Origin of the sequence: Salinivibrio sp. ML198, from assembly GCF_001996015.1 — a bacterium.
GTDB classification, from domain to species: domain Bacteria; phylum Pseudomonadota; class Gammaproteobacteria; order Enterobacterales; family Vibrionaceae; genus Salinivibrio; species Salinivibrio siamensis.
Genome location: NZ_MUEZ01000006.1, coordinates 163960 through 181246 on the forward strand (window position 1 = coordinate 163960; position 17287 = coordinate 181246).

Below are 17287 nucleotides of genomic sequence, written 5' to 3' on the forward strand. Positions count from 1 at the left end.
TGGAGCGACACACGGGGTTCGAACCCGTGACCTCAACCTTGGCAAGGTTGCGCTCTACCAGCTGAGCTAGTGTCGCTTATTCCGAATTGTTGTTTGGAGCGACATACGAGGTTCGAACTCGTGACCTCAACCTTGGCAAGGTTGCGCTCTACCAGCTGAGCTAATGTCGCATTGCTGATGCATTACATCGCATTTTAATTTGGAGCGACACACGAGGTTCGAACTCGTGACCTCAACCTTGGCAAGGTTGCGCTCTACCAGCTGAGCTAGTGTCGCTTAGATCGACCTGATCAACATCAGATCGATATTAATTTGGAGCGACATACGAGGTTCGAACTCGTGACCTCAACCTTGGCAAGGTTGCGCTCTACCAGCTGAGCTAATGTCGCTTTCAACAGACGATTCACGTCGTTAGGGCTGCGAATTATACGAAGAAAAAACCGGGTTGCAAGTGCTGGTGAGCAATTTTTTGGTTTTTTCTTTTAATCGCTCAAAAGAGCATCAGATCGATGACTGCCTCATCAGATCGTTAAGATCCTCTCTCGATAGAAGCGTAATTCTGCAATTGATTCTCGGATGTCGTCAAGCGCTAAATGGGTTCCCTGTTTAGAGAAATCATTCAACACCTCAGGTTGCCATCGACGTACCAGCTCTTTTAACGTACTTACATCCACCGTACGGTAATGAAAATAGCGCTCGAGCGCTGGCATGTGGCGATAGAGGAAGCGTCGATCTTGCCCCACACTATTACCGCAAATCGGTGACGCGCCAGACGGCACCCATTGCGATAAGAAAGCGATGGTCTGCTCAATGGCGGTTTGCTCGTCAATATCACTCTGTTGTACGCGCGCCACTAAGCCAGACTGGCTATGGGTACGCGTGCACCAATCATCCATTTTGTCGAGCTCGCTTTGCGGTTGATGTACCGCCAGGACGGGCCCCTCAGCCAGAATATTCAACTGTGCATCGGTGACAATTGTCGCGATCTCAATGATCTTATGTGTATCCGGATCCAGCCCCGTCATTTCCAGATCAATCCAGATTAAATTGTTTTCACTGAACGCCATTGAACTTGCCTTTTTTATCGATAAACCATGTATCATACTGTGCTTGATATGAAAGCCAACTTAACCGATAAGAGTCAACGTGGCAAAAAAGAAAAAACTGACGAAGGGTCAACTGCGACGGGTAAGATCCAACCAACAACGCCGGATCAAAGAGAAAGATACCGATCTGCAATGGGAAGATGCCGCACTGGAATCCGCGCGGGAAGGGCGGGTTATCACGCGGTTTGGACAACATGCTGACATCGAAGATCCCGACACAGGTAAGATACACAGATGCAATATTCGTCGCACTGTCCATAGTCTGGTCACTGGCGACCGTGTAGTATGGCGACCCGGTAAAGAAGCGCTCGATGGCTTTGCTGGCGTTGTGGAGGCGGTGCATGAACGTGACTCCGTGCTCACTCGCCCCGATTATTACGATGGGGTCAAGCCCGTCGCGGCGAACATTGATCAGGTGGTGATCGTGGCCGCTATTTTGCCCGAGCTGTCGCTCAACATTATCGACCGCTACCTTATTGCCTGTGAAGCACTGGATATCGCGCCCCTGATTGTGATCAACAAAGTCGATTTGTTGGATGAAGAGGGCCATGAGATGGTCGATGATCTACTCGATATCTATCGAGATATTGGTTATCCCCTCGTGATGGTCAGTGCGGACTCGGGCGAAGGCATGTCAGCGTTGATGACACACCTAGACCAGCATGTGAGCGTCTTTGTTGGGCAGTCCGGCGTCGGGAAGTCCAGTTTGGTCAATACCCTACTCCCCGATGTGCACGCGCATACGCATCAGGTATCGGAAAATTCAGGGCTTGGTCAACATACCACCACCGCCGCACGCTTGTATCATTTTGATCAAGGCGGCGATCTGATTGATTCCCCCGGCGTCCGTGAGTTTGGCTTATGGCATTTAGAACCGGAACAAATTGCTCATGGCTTTGTCGAATTTCGTGATTATTTAGGTGGCTGTAAGTTCCGCGATTGCAAACATGGCGATGATCCTGGTTGCCTACTGCGACAAGCGGTCGAAGACGGACACATTAGTGTCGAACGTTTTGATAGCTACCATCGCATCATTGAGAGCATGAAAGAAGCCAAAGACAACCGTCAGTTCTCGCGGAATAAGCAACACTGAGCGATTGTCACTTTACTGACAGATTCGCTACACTGCGCGCCAATAAAAGGCACGTCACTGACATCAACAACCCGATAATTGGTTAGGACTACACTGTGCGAGACGATTTGAAAGTCGGCCTACAATACCTTACGCCGAAACACGCGTTGACCCGATTGATGGGGAAACTTGCTAACTTGAAAGCGGGTTGGTTCACCACCGCTGTGATCAAATGGTTTATCAAGCAATATCACGTGGATATGAGCGAAGCAAAAGTGAGCGATCCCAGCCACTATCGCACCTTTAATGATTTTTTCGTTCGCGAGTTGAAGCCGGCGCTGCGCCCCATCGATGGCGACGAGGCAACGCTGGTCTTTCCGGCTGACGCCTGTGTCAGTCAAGCAGGCGCGATTGAACAGGGCCGCTTGATTCAAGCCAAAGGCCATAGCTTCTCTCTGACCGAGTTAGTGGGCGGAGATGACACGCTTGCGGCGCAATTTGACCAAGGCGAATTCGCCACCTTGTACCTTTCTCCTCGCGACTATCACCGCGTTCACATGCCGTGTGACGGTGTGTTGCGAGAGATGATTTATATTCCTGGCGATTTGTTTTCAGTGAACCCACTGACGGCAGAAAACGTGCCAAACCTCTTTGCGCGGAATGAGCGCGTGGTGTGCGTCTTTGATACCGCGTTTGGCCCCATGGCACAAATATTGGTCGGCGCCACCATTGTTGGCAGTATCGAAACCACGTGGGCCGGGACGGTGACCCCGCCAACCGGTGGCAGTATTCGTCGTTGGCAATATCCAACCAACGGTGAGCAGGCGATGCACTTTGCTCAAGGAGAGGAAATGGGCCGATTCAAACTGGGCTCTACCGTGATTAACCTCTTCCCGAAAGGGGCGGTACGCTTTGATGACGCCGTCTTACCTGGTGAGCCGACACAATTGGGGCAAGCTTACGCACACCGCCAGCACTAACGTCCCGCTAAAAACCTGAGAAAAATGTGAAATATGGGGCATTTATGCCCCTTTTTTGTGTCGAAATTAGGATATTTTTCCCGTTAATCCAAGATAAAGCGCCGTATGATACGGATATTCCATTACTGATAATAAGGCGCACGCGACTCTTCGCGTCTAAGGCGGAACGCGCTCGCCCATCCATGACGAAGGAGCGTATTTGTGGTTAATGCTCGTTTTATCAAATTGCTGGTCGCCCTCGGCTTACCGCTGTTACTACTGTTAGTCCCTACCGATTGGTTACCCATTGCTAACCTCACTATCATTCAGCACCGTTTGTTAGCGATATTTCTGATGGCGGCCTTGCTGTGGGTCCTTGAGCCTGTGCCGGTGTTTTCAACCTCTTTGCTGATCATTACCCTGCAGTTGGTGATGATATCCGATAAAGGCTTACACTGGTTTCGCGGTATCACACTGCATCATCCTCGCGGAGACTTAATTCCTTATACCGACATTCTCAGCGCCTTTTCGTCCCCTATCATTATTCTGTTTATGGGCGGGTTTTCACTGGCTATTGCCGCATCAAAATATGAACTCGACATCAATTTGGCACGTGTGCTGTTGAGGCCGTTTGGTCACCACCCTAAATTTATCATGCTTGGCCTGATGCTGATTACCGCGGTATTTTCGATGTTTATGTCAAACACTGCCACCACGGTGATGATGCTGGCCCTATTAACGCCAATTATCGCGGTGTTACCCAAAGGTGATCCTTTGGTCAAGGCACTCGTGCTTTGTATTCCCGTGGCAGCGAATACCGGTGGCATTGCCACACCTATCGGCACACCACCTAACGCTATTGCCTTACAGTATTTAACGGGGGAGTATAAAGTCTCTTTTCTGGGTTGGATGCAGATGGGCCTGCCTTTCGTGATCGTTCAGCTCACCTTCGCCTGGTGGCTATTACAACGGCTCTTTCAGAGTCAACAAACCCGCGTGAACCTCGCTTTAGAAGGCCGTTTTTTACAAAGCTGGCAGGCTTACACTGTCTATATCACCTTCGCCCTCACGATCGTACTGTGGCTCACCACCAGTTTGCATGGCATGAATACTTATGTGGTGGCGGTGATCCCACTGGCGATTTTTACCCTCACTGGCATTATTGGTAAGCCAGAGCTCAAACAAATTAACTGGGATGTGTTGTGGCTGGTCGCTGGCGGGATTGCCATGGGGATCGCGCTCGACCAAACCGGCCTAGCCGCGGCGCTCGCTCATGCGGTCGATTACAGCCTGCTTACCGCCATGACGGTGCTGGTTACCTTGTCGATTATCTGCTGGCTGATGGCGAACTTTATGTCCAACACAGCCACCGCTAACCTCTTAATGCCGATAGCCGCGGCCATCGCGACCTCCATGCCCGCACTGGCAAGCATTGGCGGTATGCAGGGGCTATTGATTGTGGTCGCTTTTTCCGCTTCCTTGGGGATGATACTGCCGGTCTCGACGCCACCCAATTCCCTAGCATATTCAACCGGATTTATCAGCAGTCAAGATTTGGTCAAAGTCGGTATCATCTTAGGCATAAGTGGCTTAGGCCTAGTTTATACCGCTGTCCTCTTACTCACATGACAATCGTTTAACGATTGAGACACAAAACGATAGATTCGCCCCAGAACGAGAAAATTGATATTTTTCATCCGCTAAAAATGGGATAACACTGATGATGTGAGTAAGACAGCCAGCTGAGCGTTGAGGATAAACCCACTTTTTGCAAAATTCTTTATCCCTCATTGACTCAAGCTTTCTACAATTAAGCAGATACTCAATAAGAAAGTGTCATCAAAACGTGGTAGTACGAGGGATCTTTAATGAAATTCACCATCAAGACCAAAATATTGCTTGCTGTTGCTTTGGTCGTTGCCTTAGTCAGTGCAGTACAGGCATGGTTTTCCGTTAACCAATTGGAACAAGAGACGCAGCAAAACGTCACTGAGCAAATGCGCGATGTCGGTCTTTCCACCAGCAACTTTATCGAAGAGTGGCTAGATATCCGCAGTGACATGCTAGTCGCCAATGTGCCACTGATTGCGACCCAGCAGAATGTCGATCGTGAATTATTGCTGACCAAGCGCCAGGGTAACTTTCTCACCGTTTACGCCGGCTTTGCAGACGGCTCGATTGCTTATGGTGACAAAACAGAAAGCTGGCCGGCCAATTATGACCCGCGGACTCGACCTTGGTACAAACAAGCCAACGCCGCCAATGAGCTCATTATCACACCGCCTTATGTCGATGCCAATGGTGCCGGGATGGTGATCAGTTTTGCCAAATCGTTCGATCAACGCTTTGAGGGCGTTATCGCGGCGGATCTCTCCGTTGACGCCATTGTGCAAGAAGTGCTCAACGTGCGGTTACCCAACCAAGGTTTCGCCTTTTTGGTGGACGGGAATAACAATGTCGTCGCTTATCGGGATACCGCGCTCAGTACCAAAGCGCTCACCGAGGTTGACGATGAGCTCACCCCCGCTTTTATCCAAAAGGCCCGTAACAGTGACGCACTCGCGAGCATTACCTTTGACGGTGACGGAAGAGAAAAACTGCTCGCCGTGACGCCCGTTGAAGGCGCTGACTGGAGCCTTGGCGTGGTACAAGATAAAAAGTTGGCGTTTGCGTCTGTCTCAGAGCAGATTGTGTCCACCTTGGTCACGTCAGTGATTCTCTTTGTGATCATTGCATTGATTGCCGGCGCCCTTATCCACCGGATGTTAGCCCCCCTGACCCAACTGACACAGGCAGTGAGCTCGCTGTCAAAAGGCAGTGGGGATCTGACTCAGCGCCTTGATATTGTCCGTAAAGATGAAATCGGTGAGCTAGCCGGGCACGTCAATGCGTTCCTTGAGCAGTTACAAGCGATGATAGGCCGCAGCGTCACCCAGAGTGTCACCTTATCGGATCGCGCAGACCAATGTCGCAATCTTGCTCACCAGTCCAGTAGCTTGGTGGGGCAGCAACAGGGCGATGTCGATCAAATTGCTACCGCCATCCATGAGATGTCGACCACCGCCAACGAAGTTGCGAGTAACGCTGAACAAACCGCTCGCTCTGCCCAAGAAGCGGAGAGCTCTTGCCGTGATGGATTAGAGGTGGTGGAGAGCAACCGTGATGCCATTACCCAACTGGCGGAACAAGTGGAGCAAGCGACGGATGTGATTCGAGAGTTGGATACCAATTCACAAAGCATCAACCAAATCATCTCCACCATTCAGGATATTGCTGAACAAACCAACCTACTCGCGCTTAACGCCGCCATTGAGGCCGCCCGAGCCGGCGAACAAGGTCGTGGCTTTGCTGTCGTCGCCGATGAAGTGCGTGTATTGAGTCAGCGTACTCATGACTCCACGGAAGAGATCCGTAACATGATTGAAACGCTACAAAACACCACTCAACGCGCGGTGGATGGCATGACCCAAAGTAATGATATGGCGACCTCAAGTGTCGAGCGCGCGGCCTCAGCGAGCGAGAAACTCAACGAAATCACTCGTGCAATTGGCGACATTTCTGAGATGGCGGCACAAATTGCCAGCGCAGCTGAAGAGCAACGTGCGGTGACCGAGGATATCAACCGCAATACCCAAGCGGTGCGTGACCTATCGTTAGAGATCCACCAAAAATCCAATGAAACGGGCGAGCAAGGTGAGCAAATGGCGCAAGATGCGCAAGAAATGCACAACGACCTCTCCAAATTCAAAGTATAACCTGAGCCACTGCAGTCTGCCTGCCTGGGTAGGCAGACTGTCACTGGCAGAAAGATCACAGATTCATCCATCTTCTCGCGCTTTGCCGCTGTTGTGACCGCATTTTGTCTTATCGATCCAACTTTAGTGCAAACGTTGCGTATACACTTGTGACACTTTTCAAGCAGATGGAAATGTGTCTATGCCCAAGCCAACCATTAAGCTAAAAATCATTGTGGCGATTGCCTTTATCGTGGCCTTGGTCAGTGCGGTACTTGCCAGCATTTCTGTGCGTCAACTCCAAAGCGAGACGACCAGCAGTATCACCAAGCAAATGCATGATGTCGGGGATGCCACCGTCCAGTTTATCGATAGCTGGCTGAGTACGCGCGCCGATATGCTATTGGCAAACGAATCACTGATCGCCAATAAGGCTAATGTGGATCGCGAGCTTCTTGTCACCAAGCGAGCGGGGCATTTTCTCTCCGTATATGCCGGCTTTGAAGATGGCCGTATCGCCTACGGTGATAAAAGCGAAGATTGGCCCGCCGACTATGATCCGCGCACTCGCCCTTGGTATCAAAGCGCCAGTGACGCCAATGGCTTAATCATTACCGAGCCCTATCAAGATTTCGACGGCAGTTTGGTGGTCAGTCTCGCCAAGGCCTTCAATGGCCAATATCAAGGCGTGCTGGCTGCCGACGTCACCGTCACCGATATTGTCGAGCAAGTGTTAAATTTGAAACTCAGTAATGGCTTTGCCTTTCTCGTCGATGGTGACAACCGCTTAGTGGCGTATCGCGACACAGATCTCAGTCGCCAACCCCTCACTGAGCTGGATGAAGAGCTCACCCCGACATTTATGGCCAATGCAAGCGCACAACGCCAACTCACCACCTTTGAGCTCAATGGCAAAGAAAAGCTACTCGCGGCTATCGAAGTACCTAATACCGATTGGACCTTGGGTATCGTTGAAGACAAGACGCAAGCCTATGCCTCAGTATCAGAGCAAATTACCTTTGTGCTGATCGCCTCAGTGATTTTGTTTATCGTGATTGCCTTTGTCGCCGGCGCGTTAATCAAACAACTGCTAAAGCCATTAGGCGAGCTGACAGGGGCCGTGCGCACGCTCTCTGCAGGTGAAGGCGATCTGACGCAAAGGATCAACATCGCCCGCCAAGATGAAATTGGCGAATTGGCTGAATACGTCAATGCCTTCCTCGCTCAGCTCCAGCAAATGGTGGGTAAAGCAGTGAACCAAAGCATGACGTTGTCAGAAAGTGCTGAGGAGTGCCGAACCCACGCCCTGCAATCCAGTCAGCTAGTTGATAAGCAGCAAAATGATGTTGATCAGATCGCGACTGCGATCCACGAAATGTCGACCACAGCCAACGAGGTCGCCAGTCACGCCGAAGATACGGCCTCATCGGCGCAACAAGCGGAGCAGTCATGCCAAGAAGGGTTGAGCGTGGTCGGCGATAACCGCAATGCCATCACTCAGTTGGCCGAGCAAGTGGAGCGAGCCACTAATGTGATCCGCGAGCTGGATGAAAATGCACAGAGCATTAACCAAATCATCGCGACGATTCAAGGGGTGGCAGAACAAACCAACTTGCTTGCCCTAAACGCGGCGATTGAGGCAGCGCGGGCAGGCGATCAAGGGCGCGGTTTTGCGGTGGTCGCCGATGAAGTGCGTGTGCTCAGCCAGCGTACCCATGACTCCACCGAAGAAATTCGCAACATGATTGAGACGCTGCAGCACACCACGCAGCGCGCGGTCGATGATATGACTCAGAGTAACGAGATGGCCACCTCCAGTGTGGATCGCGCCGAAGCGGCCAGTGAGCGCCTGAATCAAATCACCAGCGCCATTGGTACTATCTCAGAAATGGCGATTCAAATTGCCAGCGCCGCCGAGGAGCAGCGCGCGGTCACTGACGACATCAATCGCAATACCCAAGCGGTGAAAGATCTGTCTTATGAGATCCACCAGCAAGCCAGTGCTACCGGCGATCAGGGAGAAAGTATGGCGCAAGCCGCGCGGGATATGCATCAAGATCTGTCAAAATTTAAAGTCTAGGTGAATGCCCTTTCAGACGCCGCCGCAAGGCGGCGTTTTTCTTATGGCGCTACGCGCGTGAGACAGGAAACGCAGTCACCGCATCAATGTGATCACAACCGAGCGCGAGCATCACAAGGCGATCGATCCCTAGCGCAACCCCTGCGCAATCAGGTAGGCCACTTTCCAGCGCTGACAACAAGTGCTCATCGATAGGTTGTGGTGGTAGACCGCGAGCCACACGTGCCGCATTATCCGCCTCAAACCGCTGTCGCTGCTCGTTGGCGTCTTGCAATTCATAAAAGCCATTGGCCAGCTCAACCCCTCGGTAATATACCTCAAACCGATGCGCAACACGCGTGTCTGCTTCGCTGATTTTAGCCAACGCGGCTTGCGATGCCGGAAAGTCATAAATAAAGGCCGGCACCTGCTGGCCAATATGCGGCTCCACCATCACGGAGAAAAGCAGCTGCAGCAAGGTATCTTTGTCGGTTTCATCCTGAGTGATATCGGTGAGCCCTTTGGTGGCAGCCAGTGCACGCAACTGATCAATCTCCGCAGTGAGAGGGCACAGTCCGGTGAGAGATTCAAAGACCGTTTGATAGCTCATCCGTGTCGCGGCTTGGCACCTCAGCACCGCTTGTAACAAGGCATCCATTTCGTCCATCAAGTCATGGTGGGTATAGCCAGGTTGATACCACTCCAACATCGTAAACTCGGGGTTATGGTAGCGCCCCGCTTCTTCATTCCGAAACGCTTTGCTGATTTGATAAATAGCCCCACTTCCAGCGGCTAATAGCCGCTTCATATGGAACTCTGGACTGGTCATGAGGTGCAAGGCGACGCCGTCAGCAAAACCCGGCCCAACCAAAGACGTTGTGAAGCTATGAAGGTGCACATCGGTCACCGCCGCTTGACTCAGTGCTGGGGTATCCACTTCCCATACATCACGGACGGCAAAAAATTGACGGATACGGGCTATGATCGCAGCGCGCTTTTTTAGTTGTGACACGCTTGCCGTTGGCTGCCACCGATTCCTCTCACTCATACGTTTACCCTTGCGCTCTCTGATGGCGCCAGTCTATCGCTGCCGCCTGGAATGACAAGTGCTCATCACCGCTGTCACACAGCAACTATGTGTCACACGACGCATTTTCTTGGTGAGTATTTCTCATTTTTACAAGAGAGGCAGGCACTTAACGACTAACATCACACTTTTATGCAATTTAACACCCATGCCCGCAAAATCACGGCAATTCCCCGACTGAGTCAATTTTTACTATGCGTAGATTGCCTACCATGACAGCAGAACAATAAACAAGCCAAGCACTGGCTTTCCCTACACTGGAGGATGAACGTGCAGACCCTCACCACAGACATTGCAGTTATCGGCGCTGGTGGCGCTGGACTGCGCACGGCCATTGCGGCCGCTGAAGCTGACCCTTCTCTTAATATTGCGCTGGTGTCTAAGGTCTACCCCATGCGCTCCCACACCGTGGCCGCAGAAGGTGGATCGGCTGCCGTCATCAAGGACGAAGACAGCCTAGACAACCACTTCAACGATACCGTGAGCGGTGGCGACTGGTTATGCGAACAAGATGTCGTCGATTACTTTGTCAAACATTGTGCCCATGAAATGGTACAACTCGAGCAATGGGGCTGCCCTTGGAGTCGAAAAGACGATGGCAGTATCAATGTTCGTCGGTTTGGCGGTATGAAAGTGGAGCGTACATGGTTTGCTGCCGATAAAACCGGCTTCCATATGCTCCATACCCTGTTTCAAACCTCGACCAAATACCCACAAATCCAGCGTCTCGATGAATACTTTGTGATTGATTTGATTATCGATGACGGGCAAGTACAAGGCTTGATTGCCTTGCACATGGCGGAAGGCGAGCTGGTTTGTATTAAAGCCAAATCGGTGGTGTTAGCCACTGGCGGTGCGGGACGCGTGTACAGCTGCAATACCAATGGTGGGATTGTCACCGGGGATGGTATGGCCATGGCTTATCGCCACGGTATTCCGCTGCGTGATATGGAATTTGTCCAATATCACCCCACAGGACTGCCTGGTACGGGGATCTTAATGACCGAAGGCTGCCGTGGCGAAGGTGGCATTATTGTCAACAAAGACGGCTACCGCTACCTGCAAGATTATGGACTCGGGCCAGAAACGCCCGTCGGTCAACCGAAAAACAAATACATGGAGCTCGGCCCACGCGATAAAGTCTCACAAGCCTTTTGGCATGAGCAGCAAAAAGGCAATACCATCAAGCACACGCTCGGTGACGTTGTTCATCTCGATTTACGTCACCTCGGCGAAGACTATATTCAAGAACGGCTGCCGTTTATTTGTGAGCTCGCCAAAGCCTATGTCAACGTTGACCCCGCCAAAGAGCCGATCCCAATTCGTCCCACGGTGCACTACACCATGGGTGGCATTGAAACGGATGCCCAAACCGAAACGCGCGTTAACGGCTTATTTGCGGTTGGTGAGTGCTCCTCCGTCGGTTTGCACGGCGCTAATCGACTCGGCTCAAACTCGCTCGCTGAATTGGCGGTATTTGGTCGTTTGGCGGGTGAAGGCGCAGCAAAACGGGCAGCGGCCTTCACAGATTGGAATCAAGCGGCGATTGATGCCCAAGTTCAGAACGTCAAAGCGCGCATTGATCAGTTGCTGAGCAATCAAGGCGAAGAAAACTGGGCGGATATTCGCAAAGAGCTTGGCGAGACAATGGAAGCGGGCTGCGGTATTTATCGTCGCGAAGATCTGATGCAAGCCACCATTGATAAAATCGCGGAACTCAAAGCACGCTATCAGCATATTGCCATCCAAGACCAAGGGAGTGTGTTCAATACTGACCTACTCTATGCCATTGAAGTGGGCTATGGCTTGGAAGTGGCCGAAGCCATGGCACATTCTGCTATCCAGCGTAAGGAGTCTCGCGGGGCCCACCAACGCCTTGATGAGGGCTGTACCGAGCGTGACGATGAAAACTATCTCAAGCACACCTTAGCCTTCTACCAACCTGACGGCCGTCCTCGCATTGATTATGGCGATGTCAAAATCACCAAGTCACAACCACAAGCGCGGTTGTATGGTGATGCGGCAGAACGCGCCAATGGTGGCAATGTTGACTCAAAAGAGGAGCACGCATCATGACGCAAACTACCTACCAGGTCTCAGTGCTCAGATACGATCCGGCAACGGATGATGCGCCTTACTCGCAATCTTTCGTTGTACCCGGCGATGAAACCATGTCGGTCTTGGATGCGCTGGGGTATATCAAAGACAACCTCGATAAGTCGCTCTCTTATCGCTGGTCGTGTCGCATGGCCATTTGTGGCTCATGCGGGATGATGGTCAATGGCGTGCCCAAGCTCGCTTGCAAAGCGTTTTTACGTGATTACGCCAAAGGGGTGGTGATTGAGCCTTTGGCTAATTTTGCGATCGAAAAAGATCTCGTTGTCGATATGACGCCCTTTATTGAGCGCCTTGAAGCGATAAAACCCTATATCTTGGGTAATGATCGTCGCCCTGAAGACGGGCCCAACACGCAAACGCCTGAACAAATGGCACGCTACAAACAGTTTGCCGCTTGTATCAACTGCGGCTTATGCTACGCCGCCTGTCCTCAGTTTGGTCTCAATCCCGACTTTCTTGGTCCTGCTGCGATCGCGCTGGCACACCGCTATAACCTTGACAGTCGAGACAAGGGGAAAGCCCAACGCATGCCACTGATTAATAGTGATAACGGTGCATGGGGATGTACTTTCGTCGGCTACTGCTCAAAAGTTTGCCCGAAAGGTGTTGATCCTGCGGGTGCGGTCAACCAAGGCAAGGTGGCTTCCACCCAAGATATGGTGATTGCCATGTTTAATCCCAATAAAGATGGGCAGGAGGTAAGAGGATGAGTAATCGCAAACCCTATACACGCCCCATGCCTCGTACTTGGTGGCTCGAACATCCGTTCTACCGCTTTTATATGGTGCGAGAAGCAACAGTACTGCCTTTGGTCTTTTTTACGCTTAGTCTTACAGCTGGGTTAATTTGCTTGGTTCAGGGACCGCAAGCGTGGCAAAGCTGGCTGGATTATATGGCCCACCCGGTTGTGATTATCTTGAACCTGGTTGCCTTGGTCGCCAGCCTGTTTCATGCCACCACGTTTTTTAGCATGATGCCGCAAGTAATGCCGATTCGCATTAAAGGAAAACTGCTCGACGGTAAATGGGTGGTTGGTGCGCAATGGGCCGCGGTCGCGGTGATCTCACTGATTGCTCTTGTGCTCATTTAGGAGGTGTTATGATCGATCCCAAACCCAAACGTTCCGATGAGCCCATTTGGTGGAGTTTATTTGGCGCCGGGGGGACCTGGTTCGCGATGTTTACCCCGGTGACTGTCTTGATTCTGGGGGTTCTCATCCCACTTGGCGTTATTGACCCATCCGCATTGAGCTATGACCGCGTGATGATGTTTGCTGATCACTGGCTGGGCAAATTGCTTATCCTCGCCACGCTGGCGCTACCAATGTGGCACGCCATGCACCGCATTCATCACGGGCTGCATGATTTGAAGCTGCATGTGGGGTTAGCAGGCAAAGTGGTGTGCTATGCCATCGCTTTTGCCGTCAGCATTGCCGCCGTGCTGTTGGTGCTTGTCATTTAACGAACACCGACGGCCCGTCATAATAAAAAAGCCCTGGCCTATATCAGCTCAGGGCTTTTTCGCGGTATCGTTATTTAACCCGTCCAACGTACTCACCCGTTCGGGTATCGACCTTAATTACTTCGCCGATTTGAATAAACAAAGGCACGCGAACCACAGCGCCTGTGCTCAGTGTCGCTGGCTTACCGCCCGTTCCTTGCGTATCACCTTTCAAACCAGGATCAGTTTCCGTCACTTCTAGTTCAACGAAGTTAGGTGGTGTTACCACGATAGGGTCGCCGTTCCACAGCGTAAGCGTACAAGTGTTGTTCTCGACTAACCACTTGACGTTATCACCCACTGCGCTCTCATTAGACGCAATTTGCTCAAAGGTTTCATTGTTCATGAAGTGATAGAATTCACCGTCTGTGTACAGGTAATCCATATCGACTTCAATCACGTCGGCCGCTTCAACGCTGTCACCCGATTTAAATGTTTTCTCTAGTACTTTACCGGAGATCAACTTACGGATTTTGACACGGTTAAAGGCCTGACCTTTACCTGGCTTTACGAATTCATTTTCGGTAATGACACACGGCTCGTTATCGAGCATAATTTTCAAACCGCCGCGGAATTCATTAGTGCTGAAAGACGCCATCTTGATCCTCTTAACATCTTCGAGTTTTCACAAATGTCGCACATCATAACCCGAATCCAGCCTGCTGTTGAGCGAAACTGGATCAAAGAACTCGCAGAGGCGATCACAGATCCCAGTGAACTGCTGCAAACGCTTGAAATTTCACCAAAGGGGTGGGAGGCCGGCTTTGCCGCGCGCCGTTTGTTTACACAGCGCGTCCCACGTAGTTTTGTTGCCCGAATGGAAAAGGGCAACCCTAATGACCCGCTGCTTAAGCAAGTGCTACCAGTGGCAGACGAGTTTACTGAGGTTGACGGGTTCAGCGCTGACCCACTGGAAGAGCAAGATAATGCGATTCCTGGTTTGTTACACAAGTACCACAACCGTGTGTTGCTGATCGTTAAGGGAGGCTGTGCCATAAATTGCCGTTATTGCTTCCGCCGCCATTTCCCTTATCAAGATAACAAAGGCAGCAAACGCGTGTGGCAAGGGGCGCTGGATTATATCGCCGCTCATGCAGAGATAGACGAAGTGATTTTATCTGGTGGTGATCCGCTGATGGCAAAAGACGAGGAGCTCGATTGGCTCATCAGTGCTATCGAGCAAATAACGCATGTTAAACGGCTGCGTATTCACTCTCGCTTGCCCGTAGTGATCCCTGCGCGCCTCACTTCCGCACTGACCGAGCGCTTATCGCGCTCGCGTTTACAAGTGGTAATGGTCACCCACATCAACCATGCCAATGAGATCGATGACGAATTAAGCGACAAACTCCACGCATTGCGACAAGCGGGGATCACGCTGCTCAACCAAAGCGTGCTTCTCAAAGGCGTGAATGATAGTGCGGATGCGTTGGTGGCACTGAGCCAACGACTTTTTGAGGCTGGCGTTTTGCCTTATTACCTGCATGTATTGGATAAAGTTCAAGGCGCCGCCCACTTTTTAGTCTCGGACGATGAAGCGCGCGCATTAATGCAGGAGATTATCGGCCAGCTTTCCGGCTATTTGGTCCCCCGACTGACCCGAGAAATTGGCGGGCGGGCCAGTAAAACCCCGCTTGATCTACATTTAGAGTGAATAATCAGTAACTTAATTAATATACGCTGTTGATTTATTTTTGCTTCCATGGCTTATTAGAGAGGAAAGCTCACCACAAGGATGTGTTATGTCTCTGATTATTCGTCAATACCACGTCGACGATATTCCTGCGATACGTGAAATCTACGCGCAACCTAACGCCCAAGCGGGTACCTTGCAGTTGCCGATGCCAAGCCTCGCTATGTGGGAAAAGCGGCTTAATAACGTGCCAGATGGCGTATACCCATTGGTTGCCGAGCTGGAAGGTAAAGTGGTCGGTAATCTCAGCTTCGTCATTGCCGCGAATCCTCGCCGTCGCCACGTTGCAGATATTGGCATGGGCGTTCATGATGCCTATCAAGGCCGCGGCATTGGTAGCGCGCTAATGGAAAAAGCGATCGATTTAGCCGATAACTGGTTGAATATGTCACGGATCGAGTTGACCGTATACACAGATAACACAGCGGCTATCCATCTCTATCAACGCTTTGGCTTTGAAATTGAAGGCACCGCCAAACAGTTTGCATTCCGCAATGGCGAGTTTGTCGATGCCCATTATATGGCACGTAATCGCTAACCAAGCCATTCAGGCATGCTATCGGGCTTAGCGTAGCTCAGACGACCAACACGATCAGTGGTATGGTAGCTGTCTAAGCCACTCAAAGCGACGGAGCCTGCTTGCTCAATATCGACAAAACCATCATGGCTGATACAGCTATCTGGAACATGCGCCTCAATGATCTCACCCACCAACAGGTGGGTGCCATTGATCGCCATGGTGTGCTCTTCACGAAGAATGAGACCAAGACGTATAGCAGCCTCTTGAACATAAGGCGCATTAATGCGCTCTCGCCATAAAGGAGTCAACCCCACTTGCTCAAATTCAGACACGCCGTGTGGGTAGCGTGCTGATGTTTGATGCGCCGCGACAACCATCTCTTTTTGAACATGGTTGAGAGTATAAACACCTGTTTCTCTGATATTTGCTAACGTATCTCGCGGGACGGTATCAGGGCGGATAATCACCCCCATCAACGCAGGGTTTGCCCCTAAGTGAAACGCAGAACTCACAATGCATAGATTTGTCTGCCGACTCGTATCACTTGTTCCCAGTAGGTTCGCCGATTTAAAACCTGACAAGCTATTGACGAACGCCGCACGGTAGCGCTTCTCCATGGCCAATATATCATCTCTTTCATACACGCTTAGGGACATAAGTATCCTTATTCAAGTTGGCACCGCTGGCAACGGGCTTGGCCCGTTAACAACGCAGATATTCGATAACGATGGCGGGCGAAAAACAAATAGGCTTTATCCGCAAACCAGGCAATGCCAGGCCTACGTAACCACTTAACCCAATGCCCTTTGCCTACCGCTTGCCAAGCTATGTAGGTCGCATCTAAACCATACACCATCTTCCCGCTGCAATCTTGTGCGTGCAGAATGCGATTTGCAGAGCTGGGATCGACATGAGGAAACCGATCACAAAAATCGGCTTGATGAATATCGACCAGCTGCAAAACACCCTCAGTGTCCCAGCGAGACAGCTTACGCATCTCTTTCACGCATAAAGGACACATACTGTCGTAAAATACAGTCACCATAGTCACACCTCCTGACGTAGAGACTACGGACAGAAGGGAAAAGAAGATCAGAGAAACGCACGGTAGAAAAGCTAGCAGGAAGGGAAAGCATAAAGCTCAGTACAAAAATGACAAACACAAAAAAGCCCCGACCGTGAGGTCAGGGCTTGGTGTTTTCTCATCAAAGTCTTACATCTATTTGCTTTGATGCTTAAATTGCGAGCTATGCGCAGTGAGTTTTGAAGCGAGACGCACAGTGTATGCCAATACATGAGCATCGCATCTATCAAAAATCGCAAGCAATAGGCGCAATTTATAATCAAAGCCTGGCGATGTCCTACTCTCACATGGGGAGACCCCACACTACCATCGGCGCTGCTTCGTTTCACTACTGAGTTCGGCATGGAGTCAGGTG

General features: G+C 51.1%; 16 protein-coding genes, 4 tRNA genes and 1 rRNA gene. 11 read left to right on the forward strand and 10 right to left on the reverse strand.

Annotation, left to right across the window (positions count from 1 at the left end):
• From BZG25_RS06000 to orn, 5 genes are all read right to left on the reverse strand, one after another.
• Window positions 1-76, reverse strand: a tRNA-Gly gene (locus BZG25_RS06000).
• Window positions 77-94: 18 nt separating this feature from the next.
• A tRNA-Gly gene (locus BZG25_RS06005) sits at window positions 95-170 on the reverse strand.
• Between the two features lie 30 nt (window positions 171-200).
• Window positions 201-276: transfer RNA gene (locus BZG25_RS06010), tRNA-Gly, on the reverse strand.
• A gap of 37 nt (window positions 277-313) precedes the next feature.
• Window positions 314-389, reverse strand: a tRNA-Gly gene (locus BZG25_RS06015).
• Window positions 390-521: 132 nt separating this feature from the next.
• A complete protein-coding gene (gene orn / locus BZG25_RS06020; protein WP_046074388.1) occupies window positions 522-1067 on the reverse strand; it encodes an oligoribonuclease in 546 nt (181 codons plus the stop codon).
• 79 nt (window positions 1068-1146) lie between these two features.
• Here orn and rsgA point away from each other — a divergent pair, with 79 nt between their 5' ends.
• The 5 genes from rsgA (at window position 1147) to BZG25_RS06045 (ending at window position 8951) form a co-directional block, all read left to right on the forward strand.
• On the forward strand, window positions 1147-2199 hold the full coding sequence (gene rsgA, locus BZG25_RS06025; protein WP_046074389.1) for a small ribosomal subunit biogenesis GTPase RsgA: 1053 nt from the start codon (window positions 1147-1149) through the stop codon (window positions 2197-2199).
• Between the two features lie 158 nt (window positions 2200-2357).
• Window positions 2358-3158, forward strand: a complete 801-nt coding sequence (gene asd / locus BZG25_RS06030; protein ID WP_198535207.1) for an archaetidylserine decarboxylase — start codon at window positions 2358-2360, stop codon at window positions 3156-3158.
• Window positions 3159-3359: 201 nt separating this feature from the next.
• Window positions 3360-4766: a DASS family sodium-coupled anion symporter gene (locus tag BZG25_RS06035; RefSeq protein WP_046074391.1), complete on the forward strand. Its 1407-nt coding sequence runs from the start codon at window positions 3360-3362 to the stop codon at window positions 4764-4766.
• A 239-nt stretch (window positions 4767-5005) separates the two neighbouring features.
• Complete coding sequence (locus BZG25_RS06040; RefSeq protein WP_077638692.1) at window positions 5006-6892, forward strand: methyl-accepting chemotaxis protein; 1887 nt, start codon at window positions 5006-5008, stop codon at window positions 6890-6892.
• Window positions 6893-7073: 181 nt separating this feature from the next.
• Complete coding sequence (locus BZG25_RS06045; protein WP_046074393.1) at window positions 7074-8951, forward strand: methyl-accepting chemotaxis protein; 1878 nt, start codon at window positions 7074-7076, stop codon at window positions 8949-8951.
• 49 nt (window positions 8952-9000) lie between these two features.
• On the opposite strand, the gene epmA is transcribed toward BZG25_RS06045, so the two are convergent.
• Entirely contained in the window at window positions 9001-9978 is a 978-nt protein-coding gene (gene epmA / locus BZG25_RS06050; protein ID WP_077578846.1) for an elongation factor P--(R)-beta-lysine ligase, read from the reverse strand.
• Between the two features lie 309 nt (window positions 9979-10287).
• On the opposite strand from epmA, the gene frdA reads away from it, so the two are divergent.
• Genes frdA through frdD form a run of 4 tightly spaced genes read left to right on the forward strand, consistent with a single transcriptional unit; the run spans window position 10288 to window position 13596 of the window.
• A complete protein-coding gene (frdA, locus tag BZG25_RS06055) occupies window positions 10288-12093 on the forward strand; it encodes a fumarate reductase (quinol) flavoprotein subunit (RefSeq protein WP_046074419.1) in 1806 nt (601 codons plus the stop codon).
• Window positions 12090-12845: a succinate dehydrogenase/fumarate reductase iron-sulfur subunit gene (locus tag BZG25_RS06060; protein ID WP_046074395.1), complete on the forward strand. Its 756-nt coding sequence runs from the start codon at window positions 12090-12092 to the stop codon at window positions 12843-12845. The genes frdA and BZG25_RS06060 overlap by 4 nt, the downstream gene beginning before the upstream one ends.
• Window positions 12842-13225 (forward strand): fumarate reductase subunit FrdC, encoded by a 384-nt coding sequence (frdC, locus tag BZG25_RS06065; protein WP_046074396.1) that lies wholly within the window; start codon window positions 12842-12844, stop codon window positions 13223-13225. The genes BZG25_RS06060 and frdC overlap by 4 nt, the downstream gene beginning before the upstream one ends.
• Before the next feature lie 8 nt (window positions 13226-13233).
• Window positions 13234-13596 carry a fumarate reductase subunit FrdD gene (gene frdD, locus BZG25_RS06070; RefSeq protein WP_046074397.1) on the forward strand — a complete coding sequence of 121 codons (363 nt, stop codon included), beginning with the start codon at window positions 13234-13236 and terminating at the stop codon, window positions 13594-13596.
• A 70-nt stretch (window positions 13597-13666) separates the two neighbouring features.
• Here the strand turns inward: frdD and efp are convergent, their stop codons facing one another.
• Window positions 13667-14233, reverse strand: a complete 567-nt coding sequence (gene efp / locus BZG25_RS06075; RefSeq protein WP_046074398.1) for an elongation factor P — start codon at window positions 14231-14233, stop codon at window positions 13667-13669.
• 33 nt (window positions 14234-14266) lie between these two features.
• Between efp and epmB the strand changes: the two genes are divergently transcribed.
• Together epmB and BZG25_RS06085 are read left to right on the forward strand one after the other, a co-directional pair.
• Window positions 14267-15289 carry an EF-P beta-lysylation protein EpmB gene (epmB, locus tag BZG25_RS06080; RefSeq protein ID WP_046074399.1) on the forward strand — a complete coding sequence of 341 codons (1023 nt, stop codon included), beginning with the start codon at window positions 14267-14269 and terminating at the stop codon, window positions 15287-15289.
• An 88-nt stretch (window positions 15290-15377) separates the two neighbouring features.
• Complete coding sequence (locus BZG25_RS06085) at window positions 15378-15866, forward strand: GNAT family N-acetyltransferase (RefSeq protein ID WP_077578847.1); 489 nt, start codon at window positions 15378-15380, stop codon at window positions 15864-15866.
• On the opposite strand, the gene BZG25_RS06090 is transcribed toward BZG25_RS06085, so the two are convergent.
• The 3 genes from BZG25_RS06090 to rrf all read right to left on the reverse strand — a co-directional run.
• Entirely contained in the window at window positions 15863-16504 is a 642-nt protein-coding gene (locus BZG25_RS06090; protein ID WP_046074401.1) for a flavin reductase family protein, read from the reverse strand. The genes BZG25_RS06085 and BZG25_RS06090 overlap by 4 nt on opposite strands.
• Before the next feature lie 8 nt (window positions 16505-16512).
• Window positions 16513-16893, reverse strand: a complete 381-nt coding sequence (locus BZG25_RS06095) for a thiol-disulfide oxidoreductase DCC family protein (protein WP_077578848.1) — start codon at window positions 16891-16893, stop codon at window positions 16513-16515.
• A gap of 303 nt (window positions 16894-17196) precedes the next feature.
• Window positions 17197-17287 (reverse strand): 5S ribosomal RNA (gene rrf, locus BZG25_RS06100); the annotation flags it as partial.